The sequence below is a fragment of the Streptomyces sp. DH10 genome (assembly GCF_029813805.1).
Lineage (GTDB): Bacteria > Actinomycetota > Actinomycetes > Streptomycetales > Streptomycetaceae > Streptomyces > Streptomyces coeruleofuscus.
This window is the reverse complement of the sequence record NZ_JARVKU010000022.1, coordinates 1-19,239: the sequence shown is the minus strand read 5'-3', so window position 1 is coordinate 19,239 and position 19,239 is coordinate 1. Positions and strand designations below refer to the sequence as shown.

Annotated in this window: 11 protein-coding genes and 1 pseudogene; 9 read left to right on the top strand and 3 right to left on the bottom strand. The window is 73.0% G+C overall.

Going from position 1 to position 19,239, the window contains the following annotated elements; translation table 11 throughout:
• Window positions 1–39 precede the first annotated feature (39 nt).
• The 6 genes and pseudogenes from QC385_RS34240 to moeZ form a co-directional block, all read left to right on the top strand.
• A pseudogene (locus tag QC385_RS34240) lies at window positions 40–627 on the top strand (ArgS-related anticodon-binding protein NrtL); the annotation flags it as partial.
• 107 nt (window positions 628–734) lie between these two features.
• A complete protein-coding gene (locus QC385_RS34235) occupies window positions 735–2,456 on the top strand; it encodes a DUF3492 domain-containing protein (protein WP_279545253.1) in 1,722 nt (573 codons plus the stop codon).
• Entirely contained in the window at window positions 2,453–3,694 is a 1,242-nt protein-coding gene (locus QC385_RS34230; protein ID WP_279545252.1) for a hypothetical protein, read from the top strand. The genes QC385_RS34235 and QC385_RS34230 overlap by 4 nt, the downstream gene beginning before the upstream one ends.
• A gap of 135 nt (window positions 3,695–3,829) precedes the next feature.
• Window positions 3,830–4,789, top strand: a complete 960-nt coding sequence (locus tag QC385_RS34225) for an NAD-dependent epimerase/dehydratase family protein (protein ID WP_086560583.1) — start codon at window positions 3,830–3,832, stop codon at window positions 4,787–4,789.
• On the top strand, window positions 4,777–5,535 hold the full coding sequence (locus tag QC385_RS34220) for a spherulation-specific family 4 protein (RefSeq protein WP_279545251.1): 759 nt from the start codon (window positions 4,777–4,779) through the stop codon (window positions 5,533–5,535). Before QC385_RS34225 ends, QC385_RS34220 begins: the two co-directional genes overlap by 13 nt.
• 63 nt (window positions 5,536–5,598) lie before the next feature.
• Window positions 5,599–6,777 carry an adenylyltransferase/sulfurtransferase MoeZ gene (gene moeZ, locus QC385_RS34215; protein WP_279545250.1) on the top strand — a complete coding sequence of 393 codons (1,179 nt, stop codon included), beginning with the start codon at window positions 5,599–5,601 and terminating at the stop codon, window positions 6,775–6,777.
• 92 nt (window positions 6,778–6,869) lie between these two features.
• On the opposite strand, the gene QC385_RS34210 is transcribed toward moeZ, so the two are convergent.
• The 3 genes from QC385_RS34210 to QC385_RS34200 form a co-directional block, all read right to left on the bottom strand.
• Entirely contained in the window at window positions 6,870–8,339 is a 1,470-nt protein-coding gene (locus QC385_RS34210; RefSeq protein WP_279545249.1) for an alpha/beta hydrolase, read from the bottom strand.
• 134 nt (window positions 8,340–8,473) lie between these two features.
• Window positions 8,474–10,021 carry an alpha/beta hydrolase gene (locus QC385_RS34205; protein WP_279545248.1) on the bottom strand — a complete coding sequence of 516 codons (1,548 nt, stop codon included), beginning with the start codon at window positions 10,019–10,021 and terminating at the stop codon, window positions 8,474–8,476.
• A gap of 101 nt (window positions 10,022–10,122) precedes the next feature.
• Complete coding sequence (locus QC385_RS34200; protein ID WP_279545247.1) at window positions 10,123–12,975, bottom strand: lysylphosphatidylglycerol synthase transmembrane domain-containing protein; 2,853 nt, start codon at window positions 12,973–12,975, stop codon at window positions 10,123–10,125.
• A gap of 186 nt (window positions 12,976–13,161) precedes the next feature.
• Here QC385_RS34200 and QC385_RS34195 point away from each other — a divergent pair, with 186 nt between their 5' ends.
• The 3 genes from QC385_RS34195 to QC385_RS34185 all read left to right on the top strand — a co-directional run.
• Entirely contained in the window at window positions 13,162–13,584 is a 423-nt protein-coding gene (locus QC385_RS34195; RefSeq protein ID WP_279545246.1) for an MGMT family protein, read from the top strand.
• A gap of 266 nt (window positions 13,585–13,850) precedes the next feature.
• Window positions 13,851–17,324 (top strand): ATP-dependent helicase, encoded by a 3,474-nt coding sequence (locus QC385_RS34190; protein WP_279545245.1) that lies wholly within the window; start codon window positions 13,851–13,853, stop codon window positions 17,322–17,324.
• 91 nt (window positions 17,325–17,415) lie between these two features.
• A partial coding sequence (locus QC385_RS34185) for an ATP-dependent helicase (RefSeq protein ID WP_279545244.1) occupies window positions 17,416–19,239 on the top strand: 1,824 nt, incomplete at its 3' end.

The window sequence follows — 19,239 nt, the reverse complement described above, 5'->3', positions numbered from 1 at the left end:
TTCGCATACCCACCCCCTTCCTCCCATACGCTTGTCTCCGTGACCCCCGTCGAGCTCTCCCGCACCGTGCTGCACGCCGTGCGTCGCGCTGTCGACGAGGGTGAGCTCAGCGTGACCGTGCCGGGACGGGCCGTGGTCACTCCGCCCGGGCCCGGGGGCTGTGGCGACTACGCCACCAACATCGCCCTCCAGCTGGCCGGCGCGGCAGGGCAGCCGCCGCGGCGCGTGGCCGAGATCCTGAGGGCGCGGCTCGCCGGTGAGGCCTTCATCGGCGACGTCGTCGTCACGGGGCCCGGTTTCCTCAACTTCAGCCTGGAACGCAACGCCTCCGCGCTCCTCGTCGAGGAGATCCTGCGGCGCGGGCGGCGGTACGGCCACGTCGAGGGGTTCAGCGGGACCATCGTGCGGCTCCGGTGCCCGGCGGAGGTCCGTGCCGTCGTCGTCGCGGATGCCCTGGCCGGCGTGCTGCGCAGCCAGGGCGACTTCGTACGCGTCACGACGTGCGACGGTCGGCCCGACCCGGAGTGGGAGACCGTCCTCGGAGTCGACTGCAGCCCCTCAGGCAGTCGCCCCGACAGCCACCCCCGAAGGCCGTCCGTGAGCCCGAGCGCCGGCCCCCCCCCCCCCCCCCCCCCCCCCCCCCCCCCCCCCCACCGCCTTGTCCGCATACGTTCGTCCCGCTGCGAGCCGCCGGGCAACGGCGGCTCCCCATACGGGAGATCGGGGGTGCACTCGTGCGCATCGGACTGCTTACGGAGGGTGGCTATCCGTACGTGAGCGGTGACGCCAGGCTCTGGTGCGACCGGCTCGTGCGCGGGCTCGGACAACACGAGTTCGACGTCTACGCACTCAGCCGCAGCCAGCACCAGGAGGACGAGGGCTGGATCCCGCTGCCGCCCAACGTCCGCAGGGTGCGCACCGCACCGCTGTGGATGGCCGAGGACGACGAAGCGGTCCTGGGCCGCCGCGCGCGCCGGCGGTTCACCGAGTGCTTCGGCGAACTGGCGGCCGTGCTGAGTGGGGGTACCGGGGGTGCGCCGACCGCCGCCAAGGGCTCCTCCGCGGGTACGTCGACCCCTGAGGCGGACCGTTTCGCCAACGCTCTGTACGGGCTCGCCGAACTCGCCCGCGAGGAGGGCGGCCTGGTGGGAGCACTCCGCTCCGAGGCCGCCGTACGCACCCTGGAGCGCGCCTGCCGTGCGCCCGGCGCCCATCGCGCGGCGCGCGAGGCACGCGTACCGGATCTGCTCGCCGTGGCCGCACACCTGGAACGCGCCCTGCGCCCCCTGTCCCTCGACTGGTACGAGGACGCCGGACTTGGCGCGGTCGACCTCTGCCACGCCGCGTCCGGCGGCCCGGCCGCCCTGCCGGGCCTGATGGCCCGCCACTTCACCGGCGTGCCCCTGCTGGTCACCGAGTACGGCGTGCGCCTGCGCACCCATTACCTGACCGCCCCGGACGACCCGCCCGCCGTACGGTCCCTGCTGGCGGCCTTCCACGGCAGGCTCGCGGCCGAGGCCTACGCACGGGCCGAGATCGTCACGTCCGGCAACACGCACGCCCGCCGCTGGCAGGAGCGCTGCGGCGCCGACCGCGAGAAGCTCCGCACGGTCTACCCCGGCATGGACGCCCGGCCCTTCGCCGAGGCCGGCGAATCGCCCGAGTGCGCCGACCCGGACACGCTCGTCTGGGTCGGACGCGTCGAGCCCGCCAAGGACCTGGTCTCGCTGCTGCACGCCTTCGCGGAGATCCGCAAGCGGCAGCCCAAGACGCGTCTGCGCATCGTCGGAACCCCCGCCGGTTCCGAGGGCACGGCCTACCTCGGCCACTGCCGGACCCTGGCCGCCCAGCTCTTCCCCGACGAGGCCGAGGGGCCGCACGCCGACGGCGACAACCCGGTGTCCTTCGAGGAGATCGGCGGGCCGGAACTCCCGGCCCCCGCCGACGCCTACGCCTCGGGCGCCGTGACCGTCCTCTCCAGCGTCGTCGAGGGCTTCCCGGTCAACCTCGTCGAGGCCATGCTCTGCGGACGCGGGACGGTGTCGACGGATGTCGGCGCGGTCGTGGAGGTGATCGGCGGCACCGGGCTCGTCGTACCGCCGCGCAATCCGCGGGCGCTCGCCGAGGCGTGCGTGGCGCTGCTGCGCGACCCCGAGCGCCGTGCGCGTCTGGGTGCCGCCGCCCGCGCCCGCGCCCTCGAACTGTTCACGGTCGAGCAGAACATCGAGGCATTTCACGGCATCTACCTGGAGATCGTCTCGCGGGCACCGATCCGCCGCGTGGTCCTCGACGCAGCAGGGGCGCCGCTGCCCTTCGCGGTTCCCGCCGAGGACCACGTCCCGATCCGCTGGGCCGCCCCGTCGCCCAGCCTCGTCACCCGCGACGGCCCCGGCTGGGCGACGGGCAGACCCGTACGCGCGACCACTCCCGTCCCCGCCCCGGAGGGAGCACGATGACCGGCTTGGGCGAACTGGACCGCCCGGAGACCCCGACGAGCCCGGGGGCGTGGGACGCCGGCTCGGAACAGGCGCTGAGCCCCGCCGCCACGCCCGCGACCACGCCCGCGTCCGCACCGGAGGCGGCCGCCGACCGCAAGCCCTCCTCCCCGCGTCGCGGTGCCGCCGATCCCGTGAAGGCGCTGATGCACCGTCACCGGGAGCTCTGCGAACGCGCGGTGGATCCCCTCGAGATCGCGGCGGGCCTGGAGGCGCACGGCATCACCGACCGCACCGCCGCCCGATTCCGCCACCGGGACGTCTTCTCCCTCGCGGAGGAGATGTACGCGCGGGTCTCCCGCGACGGTGACGCGCCCCCGTCCTCCGCGCCCGCCGCTCCACGGGCACGCGCCGACTGGGCCCTGCTGACGCTCCTGCCGGGCACGCTGTGCGCCGCCGCCGTGGCCGCCGTGCACCTCACCCACGGCCAGTCGCGCCTGTTCGCGGCGGCGGCCGGCGCCCTCGCCGTGGCCCTGGCCCTCCGCGCGGCCCTGCGCCGCGGCCCCCTGAGCAGACCCGACCGCTCAGCCCCGGGCAGGGGCACGACCTGGACCGCATGGCTCCTCGCCTACGCCGTCCTGGGCAACGGCCTGCTCGGCAGCGCCATCGCCGGAGGCCCCGACGGTCTGCCCACCGGCACGGCCGACGGCCCCTGGCCCCTCACGGCCTCCCCCGTCCTGGCCCTTGCCCTGGCCTGCGCGCCCGCCGCCTGGACCGCCCACTTCTTCACCGCGCGCGCCCGCCGCAAACTCGCGGCCAGCCGCGGCCTGGAGGACTTCGCCGCCGCGGTACGACCGCTCCTGCTCGGCGCGTTCGCCCTCTTCCTGGGTGCCCTGGCGGCCCTGCTCACCCTCTGCGCCGCGGTCCTCGACGAGCCCGCGGCCTACGCGGAGGCCCTCACCCTCGGCGCCCTCCTCTTCCTGGCCCGCCTCCTCACCACGCACGGTTTCGCCTACGCCCCGGCCGTGGTCCTCACCGCCACGGCCACGATCCAGGCGGCCGCTCTCGCCGCGGTCTTCACCTCACGCCTGCCCGGCTGCGGCTTCCTGGCCGCCCCCGTCGAAACCCTCGTCACCGCCTGGGGTGCCGGCAGCGTCCCCACCCTCGCCTGCGGCGCGGCGGCCCTGGCCCTCCTGATCCACGCGGGCCGCAAGCTGACCAGGGCCTCGGCCCACGCGCCACCGGAACCCTCCCGGTGACCATGCCGCTGCCACCGGCCCCTTCGCCACCGGCCCCGTCGCCACGGCAGCACTCGTCACATCCCTTCCTTCCGCCTCAAGGAGAACGCGCATGACCACCCGCCCAGCAGCCCCTGCCGCCCCGGGAGCCGCGCGATGAGAGTCCTGCTGATCGGAGCCAACGGCTACATCGGGCGCTTCGTCGCCGACCGCCTGCTCGCCGACCCGGCCGTGCAGCTCACCGCCCTCGGCCGCGGTGACGACGCCGACGTCCGCTTCGACCTCGCGTCCGGCAGCCCCGGCGCCCTCACCCGCTTCCTCGACGCGGTCCACCCGGGCGTCGTCGTCAACTGCGCCGGCGCCACCAGGGGCGGTGCCCGGGAGCTCACCCGCCACAACACCGTCGCCGTCGCCACCGTCTGCGAGGCCCTGCGCCGCAGCGGCTGCGGTGCCCGGCTGGTGCAGATCGGGTGCAGCGCCGAGTACGGCCCCAGCCAGCCCGGCTCCTCCACGGCGGAGGACGCCGTCCCCCGGCCCGGCGGCCCGTACGGCGTCAGCAAACTCGCCGCCACCGAACTGGTCCTCGGCTCCGGCCTGGACGCCGTGGTCCTGCGCGTCTTCTCACCGGCCGGACCCGGAACCCCCGCCGGCTCCCCGCTGGGCCGGCTCGCCGAGGCCATGCGCCGCGCCATGCAGTCCGGCGACGGCGAGCTGAAACTCGGCGGCCTCGGCGCGCAGCGCGACTTCGTCGACGTCCGCGACGTGGCCCGCGCCGTCCACGCCGCCTCGCTCTCCGCCGCGCAGGGCGTCATCAACATCGGCTCCGGCCGTGCCGTACGCCTGCGCGACGCCGCCGCGGTCCTCGCCCGCGTGGCCGGATACGGCGGTGCCCTCCACGAACTCGACGGTCCTCCCGGCGCCCTGCGCCCGGCCATCGGCCACCCCCGACCCGACCCGGACCACGCGCCCCCGGTCGCGTACCCGTACCCGGACGGCTGCGGCAGCTGGCAGCAGGCCGATGTGCGCACCGCCCGCGACCGGCTCGGCTGGCGTCCCCGGATCGGCCTGGAGGAGTCCCTCGCCGACATCTGGATGGAGGCGGCATGCCGCATCTGACCAGCACACGACCTCGCACCTCCGGCACGGAACTCCGCCCCGGCGTCGGCGTCCCCGGCTACGCGCACCCCCTCCTCGCCCGCACCGAGTGGGGCGAACTCGCCCGCCCCGGCACCCCGCTGCACTGGGTGGTCCTCAACGTGGCCGACGGCCCCGGCGCCCGACCCGACCCGCACTGCCTGGAGGCGGCCGGCCGCCTGCGCAACGCGGGGATCCGGGTCCTCGGCCACCTCGACACCCGGTACGGCACCCGGAACTTCGAGGAGCTGGTCTCCGGCGCGCACCGGTTCGTCGACTGGTACCAGGTCGACGGCTTCCTCCTGGACCGCTGCCCGGCGGATCACGGCGGGTTGCCCGAGGTACGCCGCACGGTCGCGACGCTCCGCGTGATCCGTGACGATGCCCACATCGTCCTCGGACACGGCATCCACCCGCACCCGGGCTACGCCCAGCTCGCCGACCAGCTGGTCACCTTCTCCGGCCCGTGGAGCGACTACCGCTGGTCGCCGGTGGCCGAGTGGACCGCCGACCATCCGCCGGAGCGCTTCTGCCACTTCGTCCACAGCGTGCCCCGCTCGCACCTGAAGGAGGCACTGCGCATCGCCCGTCGGCAGGGCGCCGCGACGATCTGGTTCACCGACCGCACCGACCGCACGGACCAGGGCGGCCGCACCGACCCCTGGGAGGCCATGCCCGGCTACTGGGACGAAATCGTCTCGCTGGTCGGAACAGGTGTCTCGGAATGAAAAAGCGCATGGCACTGTTACGGGGAGAACAACCGTAGTGATTGACCGACCAACGGAGTCCCCGTGTCGCTGCCACCCCTGGTCGAGCCGGCTTCCGAGCTCACCGTAGACGAGGTCCGCAGGTACTCCCGCCACCTGATCATCCCCGACGTCGGGATGGACGGGCAGAAGCGGCTGAAGAACGCCAAGGTGCTGTGTGTGGGCGCCGGCGGCCTGGGCTCGCCGGCGCTGATGTACCTGGCCGCCGCAGGTGTCGGCACCCTCGGCATCGTGGAGTTCGACGAGGTCGACGAGTCGAACCTGCAGCGTCAGATCATCCACAGCCAGGCCGACATCGGCCGCCCCAAGGCGGAGTCCGCCCGCGACAGCGTCAAGGGCATCAACCCGTACGTGAACGTGATCCTTCACGAGGAGCGGCTCGAGGCCGACAACGTGATGGAGATCTTCAGCCAGTACGACCTCATCGTCGACGGCACGGACAACTTCGCGACCCGCTACCTGGTCAACGACGCCTGCGTGCTGCTGAACAAGCCCTACGTGTGGGGCTCGATCTACCGCTTCGACGGCCAGGCCTCCGTCTTCTGGTCCGAGCACGGTCCCTGCTACCGCTGCCTGTACCCGGAGCCCCCGCCCCCCGGCATGGTCCCCTCCTGCGCCGAGGGCGGCGTCCTGGGCGTGCTGTGCGCGTCCATCGGCTCCATCCAGGTCAACGAGGCCATCAAGCTGCTCGCCGGCATCGGTGAGCCGCTGGTCGGCCGACTCATGATCTACGACGCCCTGGAGATGCAGTACCGCCAGGTCAAGGTCCGCAAGGACCCGGACTGCGCGGTCTGCGGCGAGAACCCGACCGTCACCGAGCTCATCGACTACGAGGCCTTCTGCGGCGTCGTCTCCGAGGAGGCCCAGGCGGCGGCCGCCGACTCCACGATCACTCCCAAGCAGCTCAAGGAGTGGATCGACGACGGCGAGAGCGTCGACATCATCGACGTCCGCGAGCCGAACGAGTACGAGATCGTCTCCATCCCGGGCGCCCGGCTGATCCCGAAGAACGAGTTCCTCATGGGCACCGCCCTGGAGAGCCTCCCGCAGGACAAGAAGATCGTCCTGCATTGCAAGACGGGTGTCCGCAGTGCGGAAGTCCTCGCGGTCCTGAAGTCCGCGGGCTTCTCGGACGCGGTCCACGTCGGCGGCGGCGTGATCGGCTGGGTCAACCAGATCGAGCCGGACAAGCCGGTGTACTGACCGGACGGGCCGGCATACCGGGCCGTATCCGGCATTCCTTCCCGAGCGGCGGGGGCTTCGCGCACCACGGGTGCCCGGAGCCCCCGCCGTCGTCATGAGCAGACCTTGCCGTCCTTCGGCACCGTCCCGTCCAGCAGGTACGCGTCCACCGTGGAGTCGACACAGTCGCTGCCACTGCCGTACGCGCCATGTCCCTCGCCCCGCCAGGTGAGCATCACTCCGATGCCCTTGCCCAACTCGTCGGCCATCCTCCGCGCGCCCTCGTAGGGGGTGGCCGGGTCGCCGGTGTTGCCGACGACCAGGACCGGTGCGGCGCCGGGGGCGCTCACCTCCGGGGTGTCGCGCTGCCCGGGCACCGGCCAGTCGTGGCACCAGCCGGCCGTGTCCCAGCCGAGGAACGTCCCGAAGACGGGGGAGATCTTCTCGAACTCCGGCAGCAGCTTCTTGGTGGTCGCCGCGGTCGGCCGCTGGCGGTCGTCCAGGCACGATATGACCCGTTGCGCATGCGTCGTCGTGCCGTAACGCCCCGACGAATCGCGCTCGTTGTAGCCGTCGGCGAGGGCCAGCAGCTCCGAGCCGTCTCCCCGCTCGGCCGCATCCAGGGCGCTGGTCAGCGTGGGCCAGCTGTCCTTGCTGTACAAGGGCAGGATGATGCCGGTGGCCGCGAGCGTCTGCGTCAGCTTCCGTCCGGGCGTGCCCGCCGGCAGGGGCCGGGCGTCGATCCGCCGCAGCAGGTCCGCGATCTTCCGCGAGCCCTCCGCCGGGTCCTGGCCCGTGGACTCGAGGTAGCCGTTCAACGCGCGCTGGAAGCCCCTGGCCTGGTTCTTGGCGTGCCCCACCGCGTCGGCGCCGGGGTCGACGACCGCGTCCAGGGTCATCCGCCCCACGTTCTTCGGGAACAGGTGCGCATACGTGCCGCCCAGTTCGGTCCCGTAGGAGATGCCGAAGTAGTGCATCTTCTTGTCGCCGAGGACCTCCCGGATGCGGTCCATGTCGCGGGCCGAGTCGGCGGTCGACACGTGCGCCATCAGCTTCCCGGCGTCCTTCTGGCAGCCCTTGCCGAAGTCGGCGGCGTCCTGGAAGTACGCCCTCTCCTCGGCCGGTGTGTCCGGCGAGACGTCCACCGACTCGGCCGCCTGGATCTCCTTGTCGCCGCGGCAGCGCACGCCCTCGCTGGCACCCACGCCGCGCGGGTCCCAGCTCACCAGGTCGTACCGCTCACGCAGTCGAGAGACGGTCGGGGCGTAGGACGGCATCATGGACACGCCCGAGGCGCCGGGGCCGCCGAAGTTGAACAGGAGCGAGCCGACGCGGTCGCCACCGCGGGCCTTGGCGCGGATCAGGGCCAGCCCGATGGTCTCGCCGTCCGGCTCGGACCAGTCCAGCGGCACCTTCAGCGTCGCGCACTGCCAGTCGCTGCTCGGCGCGGGGCCGTCGGTGGTGGCCTTGCAGCGGCCCCAGGAGAGCTTGCCCTTGCCGTCGTCCGGCGAGCCGCCGCTGCACCCCGCGGCGAGCAGTGCCGAGGCGGCCGCCAGAGCGGTCCACCGTGCGAAACGCGTCATGTGCCCATCCCCCCTCGCAGGCCGTCCGCACAGGCCGCGGATGGCGGTCAGGCCATGGTAGGCAGATCCCGCCTCGGCCGTTGCAGCCTGTGGATAACCCTCTGACCTGCGCGTTCGCCGAACCGGGGTTCATCTCAGGTGCAGACGGTCCCCGCCCGCGGCACCTTTCCGTCCAGCAGATAGCCGTTCACCGCGCCCTGCACACACTTGTTCTTGCTGGTGTAGGCGCCGTGTCCCTGCCCCCGGTACGTCAGCTCGACACCGACGCCCTTGCCCAGCTCGTCGGCCATCTTCCGTGCGCCCTCGTACGGGGTGGCCGGGTCGCCGGTGTTGCCGACGACCAGGATCGGCGCCGCGCCCGGCGCGCTCACGTCCGGATGGTCGGCGGCGCCCGCCACGGCCCAGTCGGTGCAGCCGATCATGCCCCACGCCATGGCGTCGCCGAACAGGGGGGACGCGGCCCGGAACGTGGGCAGCTTCCGCTCCACGTAGGCGGCGTCGTAGCGGGGTTTGGCGTCGGCGCAGCTGATGGCCGTGTGGGCGGCGGTCGAGTTGTCGTACTCGCCGTTCTCACTGCGCCCGTTCATCGAGTCGGACAGCAGCATCAGAATCGTGCCGTCACCGTCGTACGCCTGCTGCAAACCCTGGGTGAGGTACTCCCAGAGCTCCTGCGAGTACAGCGCCTGCACGATGCCGTCGGTCGCCGCGGTCTGGGTCAGTTCGCGTGGGAAGACGCCCCGAATCGGCCTGCGATCGAGGTCCTTCAGCAGCGTGGCGATACGGTCCTTCACGTCCTGCGCACTGTCGCCGACGGGGCACTCCTCGGTCTTCGACACGCAGTCCTCGGCGAAGTTGTCGAGCGCGAGCTGGAATCCGTTGGCCTGCGCCAGCGAGCCCTGTTCGCCGTTCTTCGTGGGGTCGACGACGGCGTCGAACACGGCACGGCCGACCTTCTTGGGGAACAGGTGGGCGTAGACGCCGCCGAGTTCGGTGCCGTAGGAGATGCCGAAGTAGTGGAGCTTGTCGTCGCCGAGGACCTGGCGCATCAGGTCCAGGTCGCGGGCGGCGTCGGTGGTGCGCACGTGCGGCAGCACCTTCTCGGAGTTCTGCTCGCAGGCGTCGTTGAACTCCTTGATCCTGTCCAGGAGTTCGGTGCGCTCGGCGGCGTCGTCGGGGGTCGCGTCCTGCTGGAAGTACGCGTCGAGCTGCTGGTCGTTCTGGCAGACCACGGGGGCGCTGCGGCCGACTCCCCGGGGGTCGAAGCTGACCAGGTCGTAGCGGGTGCGCAGGGTCTCGAAGTCCTCCGCGAAGGACGGCAGCGAGGTGACGCCCGAGCCGCCGGGGCCGCCGAAGTTGAAGATCAGCGAGCCGATGCGTGCGCCCGCGTCGCCGGTGCTCCCGGCCCGGATCAGTTCGAGACCGATCGTGTCGCCCTTGGGGTCGTCCCAGTCGAGCGGGGCCTTCATGGTGGCGCACTGCCACTCGCCGCCTTCCGGGAGCGGTGAGGGCGCGGCGCCTCCTCCCTGGGCATCGGACGGCGTCGGGCAGTCCTCCCAGCTCAGCTCCTGCCGCGTCAGGTCCTCGTCCTCGGCGCCGTCGTCACCGCAGCCGGCCAGCACGGTGGACAGCAGCACGGCGGTGACGGTCAGGGCGGCGGCGCGCAGCCGGAGGAGCGTTGGCATGGTTCCATCCTGCGGCGGCGGGGGGCCGCCCGCGCGGGACGCGTGCCGTACGAGGTAAGAGGGGCTGGTGGTGCCGAAGGGCCTGCTTCTGGGCCGGTCCGTCAGAGGGCTTGCTTGCGAGTGAGGTGGTTGAAGGCCAGCCAGCCCGGCAGCACGGGCAGCCACAGTGTCAGCAGACGGAACAGCAGGACCGCCGGTGCCGCGACCTCCTTCGGCAGGCCGACGGCGATCAGACCGACCGTCAGGGTCGCCTCGACCGCGCCCACACCGCCGGGGGTCGGTGCCGCGGACCCCAGGGCGTTGCCCGCGAGGAAGACGACGGCGACGCTGGCGAGGCTGATCGACGTGGACTCGTCACCGAACGCGCGGATCGACGCGTCCAGGCACATCACGAAACAGGCGGTCAGCAGCAGCATGCCGCCGATGCCGGTGACCAGCTTCTGCGGCCGCTGGAGCACGTCCAGCATGCGCGGAACGACACCCGCGAACAGCGACCTCACGCGCGTGACGACGAACTTCCGCAGGAACGGCACCGAGGTCACCACGAGCACGAGCACCGCCACCGTCAGCAGACCGGCGATGACCGTCCGGGACGGCGACAGCGACGGCGTCTTCTCGGTGCCGGTCAGATAGCCGAAGGACAGCAGCATCAGGATGTGACAGCCGAGCCCGAACAGCTGTGACGCTCCGACGCTCGCCACCGCGAGCCCCGGCCGCACTCCCGCGCGCTGGAGGAAGCGCGTGTTGAGGGCGACCCCGCCCACCGCCGCCGGGGCGACGATCTTCACGAACGAACCGGCGACCTGCGCCGCCACGGTCCGCACGAACGGCACCCGCTCGGGCACGAACCCCAGTAGAGCCATCGCGGCCGCGACGTAGCTGCCCATCGAGAACAGCACGGCTGCGGCGACCCAGCCCCACTCGGCGTTCGCGATAAGCGGCCCGAACTCGATGTGCGTGAGCTGCGTCAGCAGGAAGTACGCGCCGATGGCGCCGGCCATGAAACTGATCAGCGTGCGTGGCCGCACCCGTTCCAGCCGGGCCGGTTCGACCGGCGCCTGCGGCCTGATCCGCAGCACCTCGTGCCGGATCTGGGTGAGCAGGTCCTCCTCGCGCGCCTCCTCCAGGGCCTCGTCGATGGCCCGCTTCTCGGCCCGCTGCTCCGCCCTCACGGCCTTCTTGTCGGGCTTCTCCAGGACCGGAACGGCGTCGTCCGAGGTGTCCTCCAGACGCGTCAGCTTGGCCTGGTGGGATGCCTCCAGGACCGCCTCGCGCTCGCGCTGTGCCCGCTCCCGGGCCAGTCTGCGCAGCGTCGCGCGCGTGGAGCGGCTGAGCGCGATCGGCTGGAGCATCGGCAGACAGTCCGCCACCGCGTCGGGGCCGAGCACCTCCACCGCCGAGGCGACCGCCCGCTCCGCGCCCACCCGGAGGCCGAGGGTCACCAGCAGCTGGGACGTGTCCATGCGCAGCAGCAGGTCGCCGGCCGCGATCTCGCCGACGCGCAGGTCGGTGAGGATCACCGTGCCGGAACGATCCACCAGAATCGCGTCGCCGACCAGCCTGCGGTGCGCGATGCGCCGGGACTGAAGCGCCTTCACCTGGTGCCAGGTGTCGCTCAGCAGGTCGTCGGTGATCTCCTCGTCCGGCAGCGAGTCAAGGGTGCGGCCGCCGCTGTGCTCGTAGACGAGCATCACCGCGTCGGGACCCAGCTCGGAGGTGGCGATCAGCTTCGGCGCGTTGGCACCGGCCGCGATCGCCGCGTACGCCAGCAGCGCCTCCTGCTCCAGGGCCTGGCGCAGCGACTGGAGACTGCTGCGGGTGGCGAAGCCGCGCAGGGTCAGGTTGCGCCAGGCGCGGTAGAAGAAGCCCTGGGCCTGCTGCTCCCGGTCCACGACCGTCACGTCCAGCGGCGGGCCGTCCTCGAGCGTGACGAAGTAGCGCCGCCCGCGGTCCCCGGTGTCCGGGTTGTGGTCCGGGGTGTCCTCGCGCGACGCGCTGACGGGTCGGAAGCCGACGGTCCGCAGGCCCGCCATCAGGGTCTGCCCGGTGGGCCGGACGTTGGGCGAGCCGACCGCGTAGAGCGTGCCGTAGGCCACGGTCCAGCCGATCAGCACCGTCAGGATGATCGAGAACGGTGTCGTGTACCCGGTGACGAGCATCGAGAAGGCGTCGAGGAGCAGCACGACCCACAGCACCGTGCGCCACCTGGGCCTGCGTGACATGCCGACGGCCGTCATGTACGCGATGACCGGCGCCAGATAGCCGTGCACGGGGTCGGTCAGCGCGTGGATGTCGCCGGGGGAGGGCTGGGTGAGCGCCTCCTGGATCGAGCCGGGGGCGGCACGGGCGACCCACAGGTCGGTGGCGAGGGTCACACCGTGGGCGAGGACGGCCGCGAGCACGCCGTCGGCGATTCTGAGCCCGTCCCGCTTGATCAGCCGCTCGATGGCGAAGGCGACCGGCACCAGCAGGATCGCGATGCTGGACGCCAGCCCCGCGATCTTGATGAGCAGGTCGGGCGCCTGGCCCGTGCCCTTGTTGATGTCCTGTTCGAGGCCCGAGGTGGTGCCGTGCGCGAACGCGGCGATCCCGATCAGCAGCGCGACGGCGAGCACGCCCACCAGGAGCCGCATCAGATCGGACGGGCGGTGCACGCGCGCGGGGAGCAGCGGTTCGTCGCCCTCCACCTCGTCGATGTGCACGGTGTCCTCGTCCTCGGCTGCCGCCGGGGTCTTCTTGCCGGACTGCCCGGCTGCCGTGGGAGCCTGCTCGGCGGACTTTCCGGCTGCCGTGGGAGCCTGCTCGGCGGACTTTCCGGCTGCCGTCGGTGCCTTCTCGGCGGCCGTCCCGGCCTTCTCGCCGGCCGGCTCGGGGCCGTCGTCAGGAGTGCCCGGGCGCGACGAAGCGTCGGAGGTGCCCTCCGTGTCCTCGGGGTGCGCACCCTGCTGCTTCATCGTCTCTTCTTGGTCTCGTATCACCGGTCACCGCCCGCACGATGGTGGCATGCCGCACCGACACACGGGGGCATCAGGGTGCACATGCGGGGGCGGACAGTCTGCCCGACGTGCTCCCTCCGGGTGAGGGAAACGCTCCGGAGCACACCCGTCCCGTTGTCGGTGGGGTGCGGCAGGATGGGGCGGATGAGCGAGTTGAGCCTTCCGGAGGACGCCGGCGCGCAGGGCGCCCGCGCGGGGTACGACGGCACCCGTGAGGAGCCCGGGGAAGCGCTGCCCGCGTACGCCGAGCGGGTTCTGGACGTCGCCGAACTGATCCCGCCGGGCCGTGTCATGACATACGGGGACGTCGCCGAGTGGCTGGAGGAGGGCGGTCCGCGGCAGGTCGGCCGCGTGATGGCCCTCTACGGCGGGGCCGTTCCGTGGTGGCGCGTCGTCCGCGCGGACGGCGTCCTGCTCCCGGGGCACGAACAGCGGGCGCTCGGCCATTACCGAGCGGAGGGCACCCCCCTGAAGGAGGCGAGCCGGGCCACCGAGGGCCACCTGCCGCGCCTCGACATGAGACGGGCGCGCTGGGACGGCGGCGAACGCGCGGAGGGTCACACCTGACAGCTTCCGCCATCGGAGGCCCTCCCGTGTGACCCGTGATCCGTACGGGGGAACCTGGGCACGGAGTCGGTATGACGTACGTTCGTGAGATGAGGGACATGAGTGCCATGAGCGCCACGAGTGACCGGCGGGAAGAAGGGGAAGCCCTGCTTCCGCCTTATCCGTCGGCGTAGCGTCGGCTGCACGCGTCCCCGTCACCCCGCGGTCACCGCCCGCCACGCGCGGTGGCCCGCCAACCAGCACTTCCACCAGGACCGGCGAACCACGTGAGCTCCTCTTCCTCCATCAGCGGCCTGTCGCACCCCCGTGTGCGCCGGGGGAGCCGTGGCGCTTACCGATTGGTACGTACCCCTCCTGTCCGGGTGGACCCCCCTCTTTTGGACGCCTCGCAGCGCTCCGTGGTTGACCACACCACCGGCCCGCTGCTCGTTCTCGCAGGCCCGGGCACCGGCAAGACCACGACGCTGGTCGAGTCCGTGGCCGAGCGCATCGCCCGGGGCCAAGATCCCGAGCGCGTCCTGGTGCTCACCTTCAGCCGCAGGGCGGCCGTGGAACTGCGCGACCGCATGGCCCTGCGGAGCGGCGCGGCCCGCGCTCCCCAGGCGACCACCTTCCACTCGTTCTGCTACGCCCTGGTCCGCGCCCACCAGGACAGTGACCTGTTCGTGGAGCCGCTGCGGCTGCTGTCCGGCCCAGAGCAGGACGTCTCCGTCCGGGAACTGCTCGCCGGCCAGGTGGACCTGGAGCGGCTGGGCCTCGCGCACGTGCGGTGGCCGGACGAGCTGCGCGCCTGCCTGACCACGCGTGGTTTCGCCGACGAGGTCCGCGCGGTCCTCGCCCGCACCCGTGAACTGGGTCTCGGCCCCGACGCGCTGGACGCCTTCGCCCGCCGCACGGGGCGCCCCGACTGGCGCGCCGCCGCCGCCTTCCTCGCCGAGTACCTCGACGTGCTCGACCTCCAGGGTGTGATCGACTACGCCGAACTCGTCCACCGCGCGGTGCTCCTCACCCGCCGGCCCGAGGTCGCCGCCTGGCTCGCCGCCCGGTACGACGCCGTCTACGTCGACGAGTACCAGGACACCGATCCCGCTCAGGTGCGACTCCTGCACGCGCTGGCCGGCGGCGGCCGCACCCTCGTCGCCTTCGGGGACCCCGACCAGTCGATCTACGCGTTCCGCGGGGCGGACGTGAACGGCATCCTCGACTTCCCGCACGCCTTCCCGCGCGCGGACGGCCGCCCGGCCCCCGTCGCGGTGCTGCGCACGTCCCGCCGCTCCGGTGCCGCCCTGCTGGCCGCCACCCGGCTGCTGACGCAGCGCATGCCACTGACCCGACTGCCCGCCGAGAAGGTGCGCGCCCACCGCGAACTCGCCCCCGAACGGGACGGCGGCCGCGTCGAGGCGTACACCTACCCGACGCCCGGGACGGAGCTGGACAACATCGCCGACATCCTCCGCAGGGCGCACCTCGAAGACGGCGTCCCCTGGAGCGAGATGGCCGTCCTGGTGCGCGCCGGCTCCCGCACCGTTCCGACGGTCCGCCGCGCCCTCACGGCGGCCGGCGTGCCCGTCGACGTCGACGGCGACGACGTGCCCCTGCGCCACGAACCGGCGGTGGCACCGCTGCTGACGGCGCTGCGGGCGGTGGCCACGGCGGAGGCGGGGACTTCCGGGACGGCAGCTGCCGAGCCTCAGGACTCCGAGGGGGACACCCGGGACACCTCGTTTGAGGACGCTCCTTCCGCGCAGCGGGACGCATCCCTTGAGGACGCCCCTTCCACGCAGCCGGACGCATCCCTTGAGGACGCTCCTTCCACGCAGCCGGGCACCTCTTTTGAGGACGCCCCCTCCGCGCAGCCGGGCACCTCCTGGCTCGACACCGAGACCGCCCTCACCCTCCTCACCTCCCCGCTCGCGAGCATGGACGCCGCCGATCTGCGCCGCCTCGGCCGGGCCCTGCGCGACGAGGAACGGGCCGGGGGCAACCCGCTGCCGCCGCCCTCCGACGTGCTGCTCGCGCAGGCACTCGCCGAGCCGGAGCGCCTCGCCGTGCACGACCCCACGTACGCGCGTGGCGCCCAGCGCCTCGGCGCGCTGCTGCGCAAGGCACGTGAGCGGCTGGCGGGCGGCGGCACGGCCGAGGAGGCGCTGTGGGACCTGTGGGAGGGCACACCGTGGCCCACGCGGCTGGAGCGGTCCGCCCGCCGGGGCGGCGCGGCCGGGCGCAACGCGGACCGCGATCTGGACGCCGTCTGCGCGCTGTTCGCGACCGCGGCCCGTGCCGAGGAGCGCACCGGCGGCCGGGGCGCCCTCAACTTCCTGGAGGAGATCGAGGCCGAGGACATCGCCGCCGACACCCTCACGCGCCGTGCCGTCCGCCCCGACGCCGTCCGCCTGATGACCGCGCACCGCTCCAAGGGCCTGGAATGGCGCCTCGTGGTGGTCGCGGGCGTCCAGGAGGGCCTCTGGCCGGATCTGCGCCGCCGCGGCTCCCTGCTGGAGGCCGACCGCATCGGCCGCGACGGACTCGCCGAACCCCTCACCCCCGGCGCGCTGCTCGCCGAGGAGCGCCGCCTGTTCTACGTGGCCGCCACGCGCGCGCGTGAACGTCTCGTCGTGACCGCCGTCAAGGCCCCGGCGGACGACGGCGACCAGCCCTCCCGCTTCCTGGCCGAACTCGGCGTCGAACCCAAGGACGTCACGGGACGCCCGCGCCGCCCGCTGTCCGTAGCGGCACTCGTCGCCGAACTGCGCGCCACGACGGTCGACCCGCGCGTCTCCGACGTACTCCGGGAGGCCGCAGCCCGCCGCCTCGCCCGGCTCGCCGCCCTCGCCGACGAGGACGGCCGCCCCTTGGTGCCGTCCGCGCACCCCTACCGCTGGTGGGGCATGTTCGAGCCGACCGAGTCCAAGGTGCCGCTGCGCGACCGCGACCAGCCCGTCGTGCTCTCCGGCAGCGCCCTCGACCAGCTCGCCAACACCTGCGCCCTGCAATGGTTCCTGGGCCGCGAGGTGAAGGCCGACGCGCCCGCGACCGCCGCCCAGGGCTTCGGCAACGTGGTGCACGTCCTCGCCGACGAGGTCGCCTCCGGGCACACCCCGGCCGACCTCTCCGTCCTCATGGAACGGCTCGACTCCGTGTGGAACGCCCTCGCCTTCGACGCGCCGTGGAAGTCGGACCAGGAGAAGGACAACGCGCGCGTGGCGCTCGAACGGTTCCTGAAGTGGCACGTGATGGACCGCACCGGGCGTACCCCGGTGGCCAGCGAGCACGACTTCGACGTCACCCTCGAAGCCGGCGACTACCAGGTGCGCATCCGCGGCCAGATGGACCGTGTGGAGGCGGACGGCGAGGGCCGTGCCTACGTCGTCGACTTCAAGACCGGCAAACACGCGCCCACCGGCAAGGAGGTGGAGCGCCACCCGCAGCTCGCGGTCTACCAGCTGGCCGTCCGCGAGGGCGCCGTCGACGACGTCTTCGACGGTCCGCGACCCGAGCCGGGCGGCGCCGAGCTCGTCCACCTGCGCCAGGGCGCCGCCCAGCGCGACGGCGGCGAGACCCTGCCCAAGGTGCAGGCCCAGGAGCCGCTGGAGGGGGAGTGGGTCGGCGACCTGCTGGCCACCGCGGCCGGCAAGGTCCTCGACGAACGGTTCACCCCGACCGCCGGCCAGCACTGCACGCACTGCGCGTTCCGGGCGTCGTGCAGCGCGCGGCAGGAGGGTCGTCATGTCGTGGAGTGACTTATCGCACCACCTGTGCTGACCTGCGCTTCTTCTGCCCGGGAAAGAGATCCGGCCGCCACTGTCAGTGGCCGCCGCTAGCCTCTCTGACGTGTCCGCCCGTATCGCCGATCCCGAACAGCTCAAAGACCTCCTCGGTATCCCCTTCACCCCTGAGCAGATGGCCTGCATCACGGCGCCGCCGGCCCCGCAGGTGATCGTGGCCGGAGCCGGCTCGGGCAAGACGACGGTGATGGCGGCACGCGTGGTGTGGCTGGTCGGCACCGGCCAGGTCGCACCCGAGCAGGTGCTCGGCCTCACCTTCACCAACAAGGCCGCCGCCGAACTCGCCGAGCGCGTCCGCAAGGCGCTCGTCAAGGCCGGCGTCACCGACCCGGACGCCATCGACCCGGACAACCCGCCGGGCGAGCCGGTGATCTCCACTTACCACGCCTTCGCGGGCCGCCTGCTCACCGACCACGGCCTGCGCATCGGCCTCGAGCCCACGTCCCGGCTGCTCGCCGACGCCACCCGTTTCCAGCTCGCCGCGCGCGTGCTGCGCGAGGCCCCGGGGACCTATCCGGCCCTGACCCGTTCCTTCCCGGACCTGGTCGGCGACCTCCTCGCCCTCGACGCCGAGCTCGCCGAGCACCTCGTACGCCCGGAATCGCTGCGCGCGTACGACGCCGAGCTGTTGCTGACCCTGCGCGGCGCCAAGCTCACCAATGCCGACCTGCGCAAGGTCCCCGACGCGGCGGCCGCCCGCCGCGAACTGGCCGAGCTGGTCACCCGCTACCGGGCCGCCAAGCGCGAGCGGGACCTGCTCGACTTCGGCGACCAGATCGCCCTCTCGGCCCGGCTCGCGAAGATCCCCGAAGTGGGCCGCGACCTGCGCGACGAGTTCCGGGTGGTCCTGCTCGACGAGTACCAGGACACGTCGGTCGCCCAACGCGTCCTCCTGGCCGGCCTGTTCGGCGAGGGCACCGGCCACCCGGTCACCGCCGTCGGCGACCCCTGCCAGGCGATCTACGGCTGGCGCGGCGCCTCCGTCGCCAACCTCGACGACTTCCCCGAGCACTTCCCCCACGCCGACGGCCGTCCCGCGACCCGGCAGGCGCTCAGCGAGAACCGCCGCAGCGGCGGCCGCCTCCTCGACCTCGCCAACGGCCTCGCGGAGCCCCTGCGTGCCCTGCACGCGGGCGTGGAGGCACTCCGCCCGGCCGCCGGTGCGGAACGCGACGGCATGGTGCGCTGCGCCCTGCTGCCCACCCACGCCGAGGAGATCGACTGGGCCGCCGACTCCGTCGCCCACCTCGTACGGACCGGGACGGCACCCGGCGAGATCGCCGTGCTGTGCCGCACGGCGACCGACTTCGCCGAGATCCAGGCCGCCCTGGTGGCCCGGGACATCCCGGTCGAGGTGGTCGGCCTGTCCGGGCTGCTGCACCTGCCCGAGATCGCCGACCTCGTCGCCGTCTGCGAGGTCCTCCAGGACCCCGGCGCCAACGCCTCCCTGGTCCGGCTGCTGACCGGCCCGCGATGGCGCATCGGCCCCCGCGACCTCGCCCTGCTGGGGCGGCGCGCCCGGCTCCTGGTGTCCCACGCGCGCGTGGAGGGCGACGACGACCCGGACCGCCGGCTCGCCGAGGCCGTCGAGGGAGTCGACCCCTCCGAGGTGATCTCGCTCGCGGACGCCCTCGACACGTTCCTGGAGACGCCGCTGGACGGTCACGGGGACGACGACGGACTGCCCTTCTCGCCCGACGCGCGCGTGCGCTTCGCCCGCCTGGCCACCGAACTGCGCGAGCTGCGCCGCTCCCTGGCCGACCCGCTGATGGACGTCCTGCACCGCGTCCTCGCCGTCACCGGCCTGGAGGTCGAGCTGTCGGCGTCCCCGCACGCCCTGGCAGCGCGCCGCCGCGAGACCCTCTCCAAC

Coding starts and splice junctions, on each gene's coding strand:
- QC385_RS34230 (WP_279545252.1), top strand. CDS start 2,453: ATGACCGGCTTGGGCGAACTGGACCGCCCGGAGACCCCGACGAGCCCG.
- QC385_RS34225 (WP_086560583.1), top strand. CDS start 3,830: ATGAGAGTCCTGCTGATCGGAGCCAACGGCTACATCGGGCGCTTCGTC.
- QC385_RS34220 (WP_279545251.1), top strand. CDS start 4,777: ATGCCGCATCTGACCAGCACACGACCTCGCACCTCCGGCACGGAACTC.
- QC385_RS34210 (WP_279545249.1), bottom strand. CDS start 8,339: ATGACGCGTTTCGCACGGTGGACCGCTCTGGCGGCCGCCTCGGCACTG.
- QC385_RS34205 (WP_279545248.1), bottom strand. CDS start 10,021: ATGCCAACGCTCCTCCGGCTGCGCGCCGCCGCCCTGACCGTCACCGCC.
- QC385_RS34200 (WP_279545247.1), bottom strand. CDS start 12,975: ATGAAGCAGCAGGGTGCGCACCCCGAGGACACGGAGGGCACCTCCGAC.
- QC385_RS34195 (WP_279545246.1), top strand. CDS start 13,162: ATGAGCGAGTTGAGCCTTCCGGAGGACGCCGGCGCGCAGGGCGCCCGC.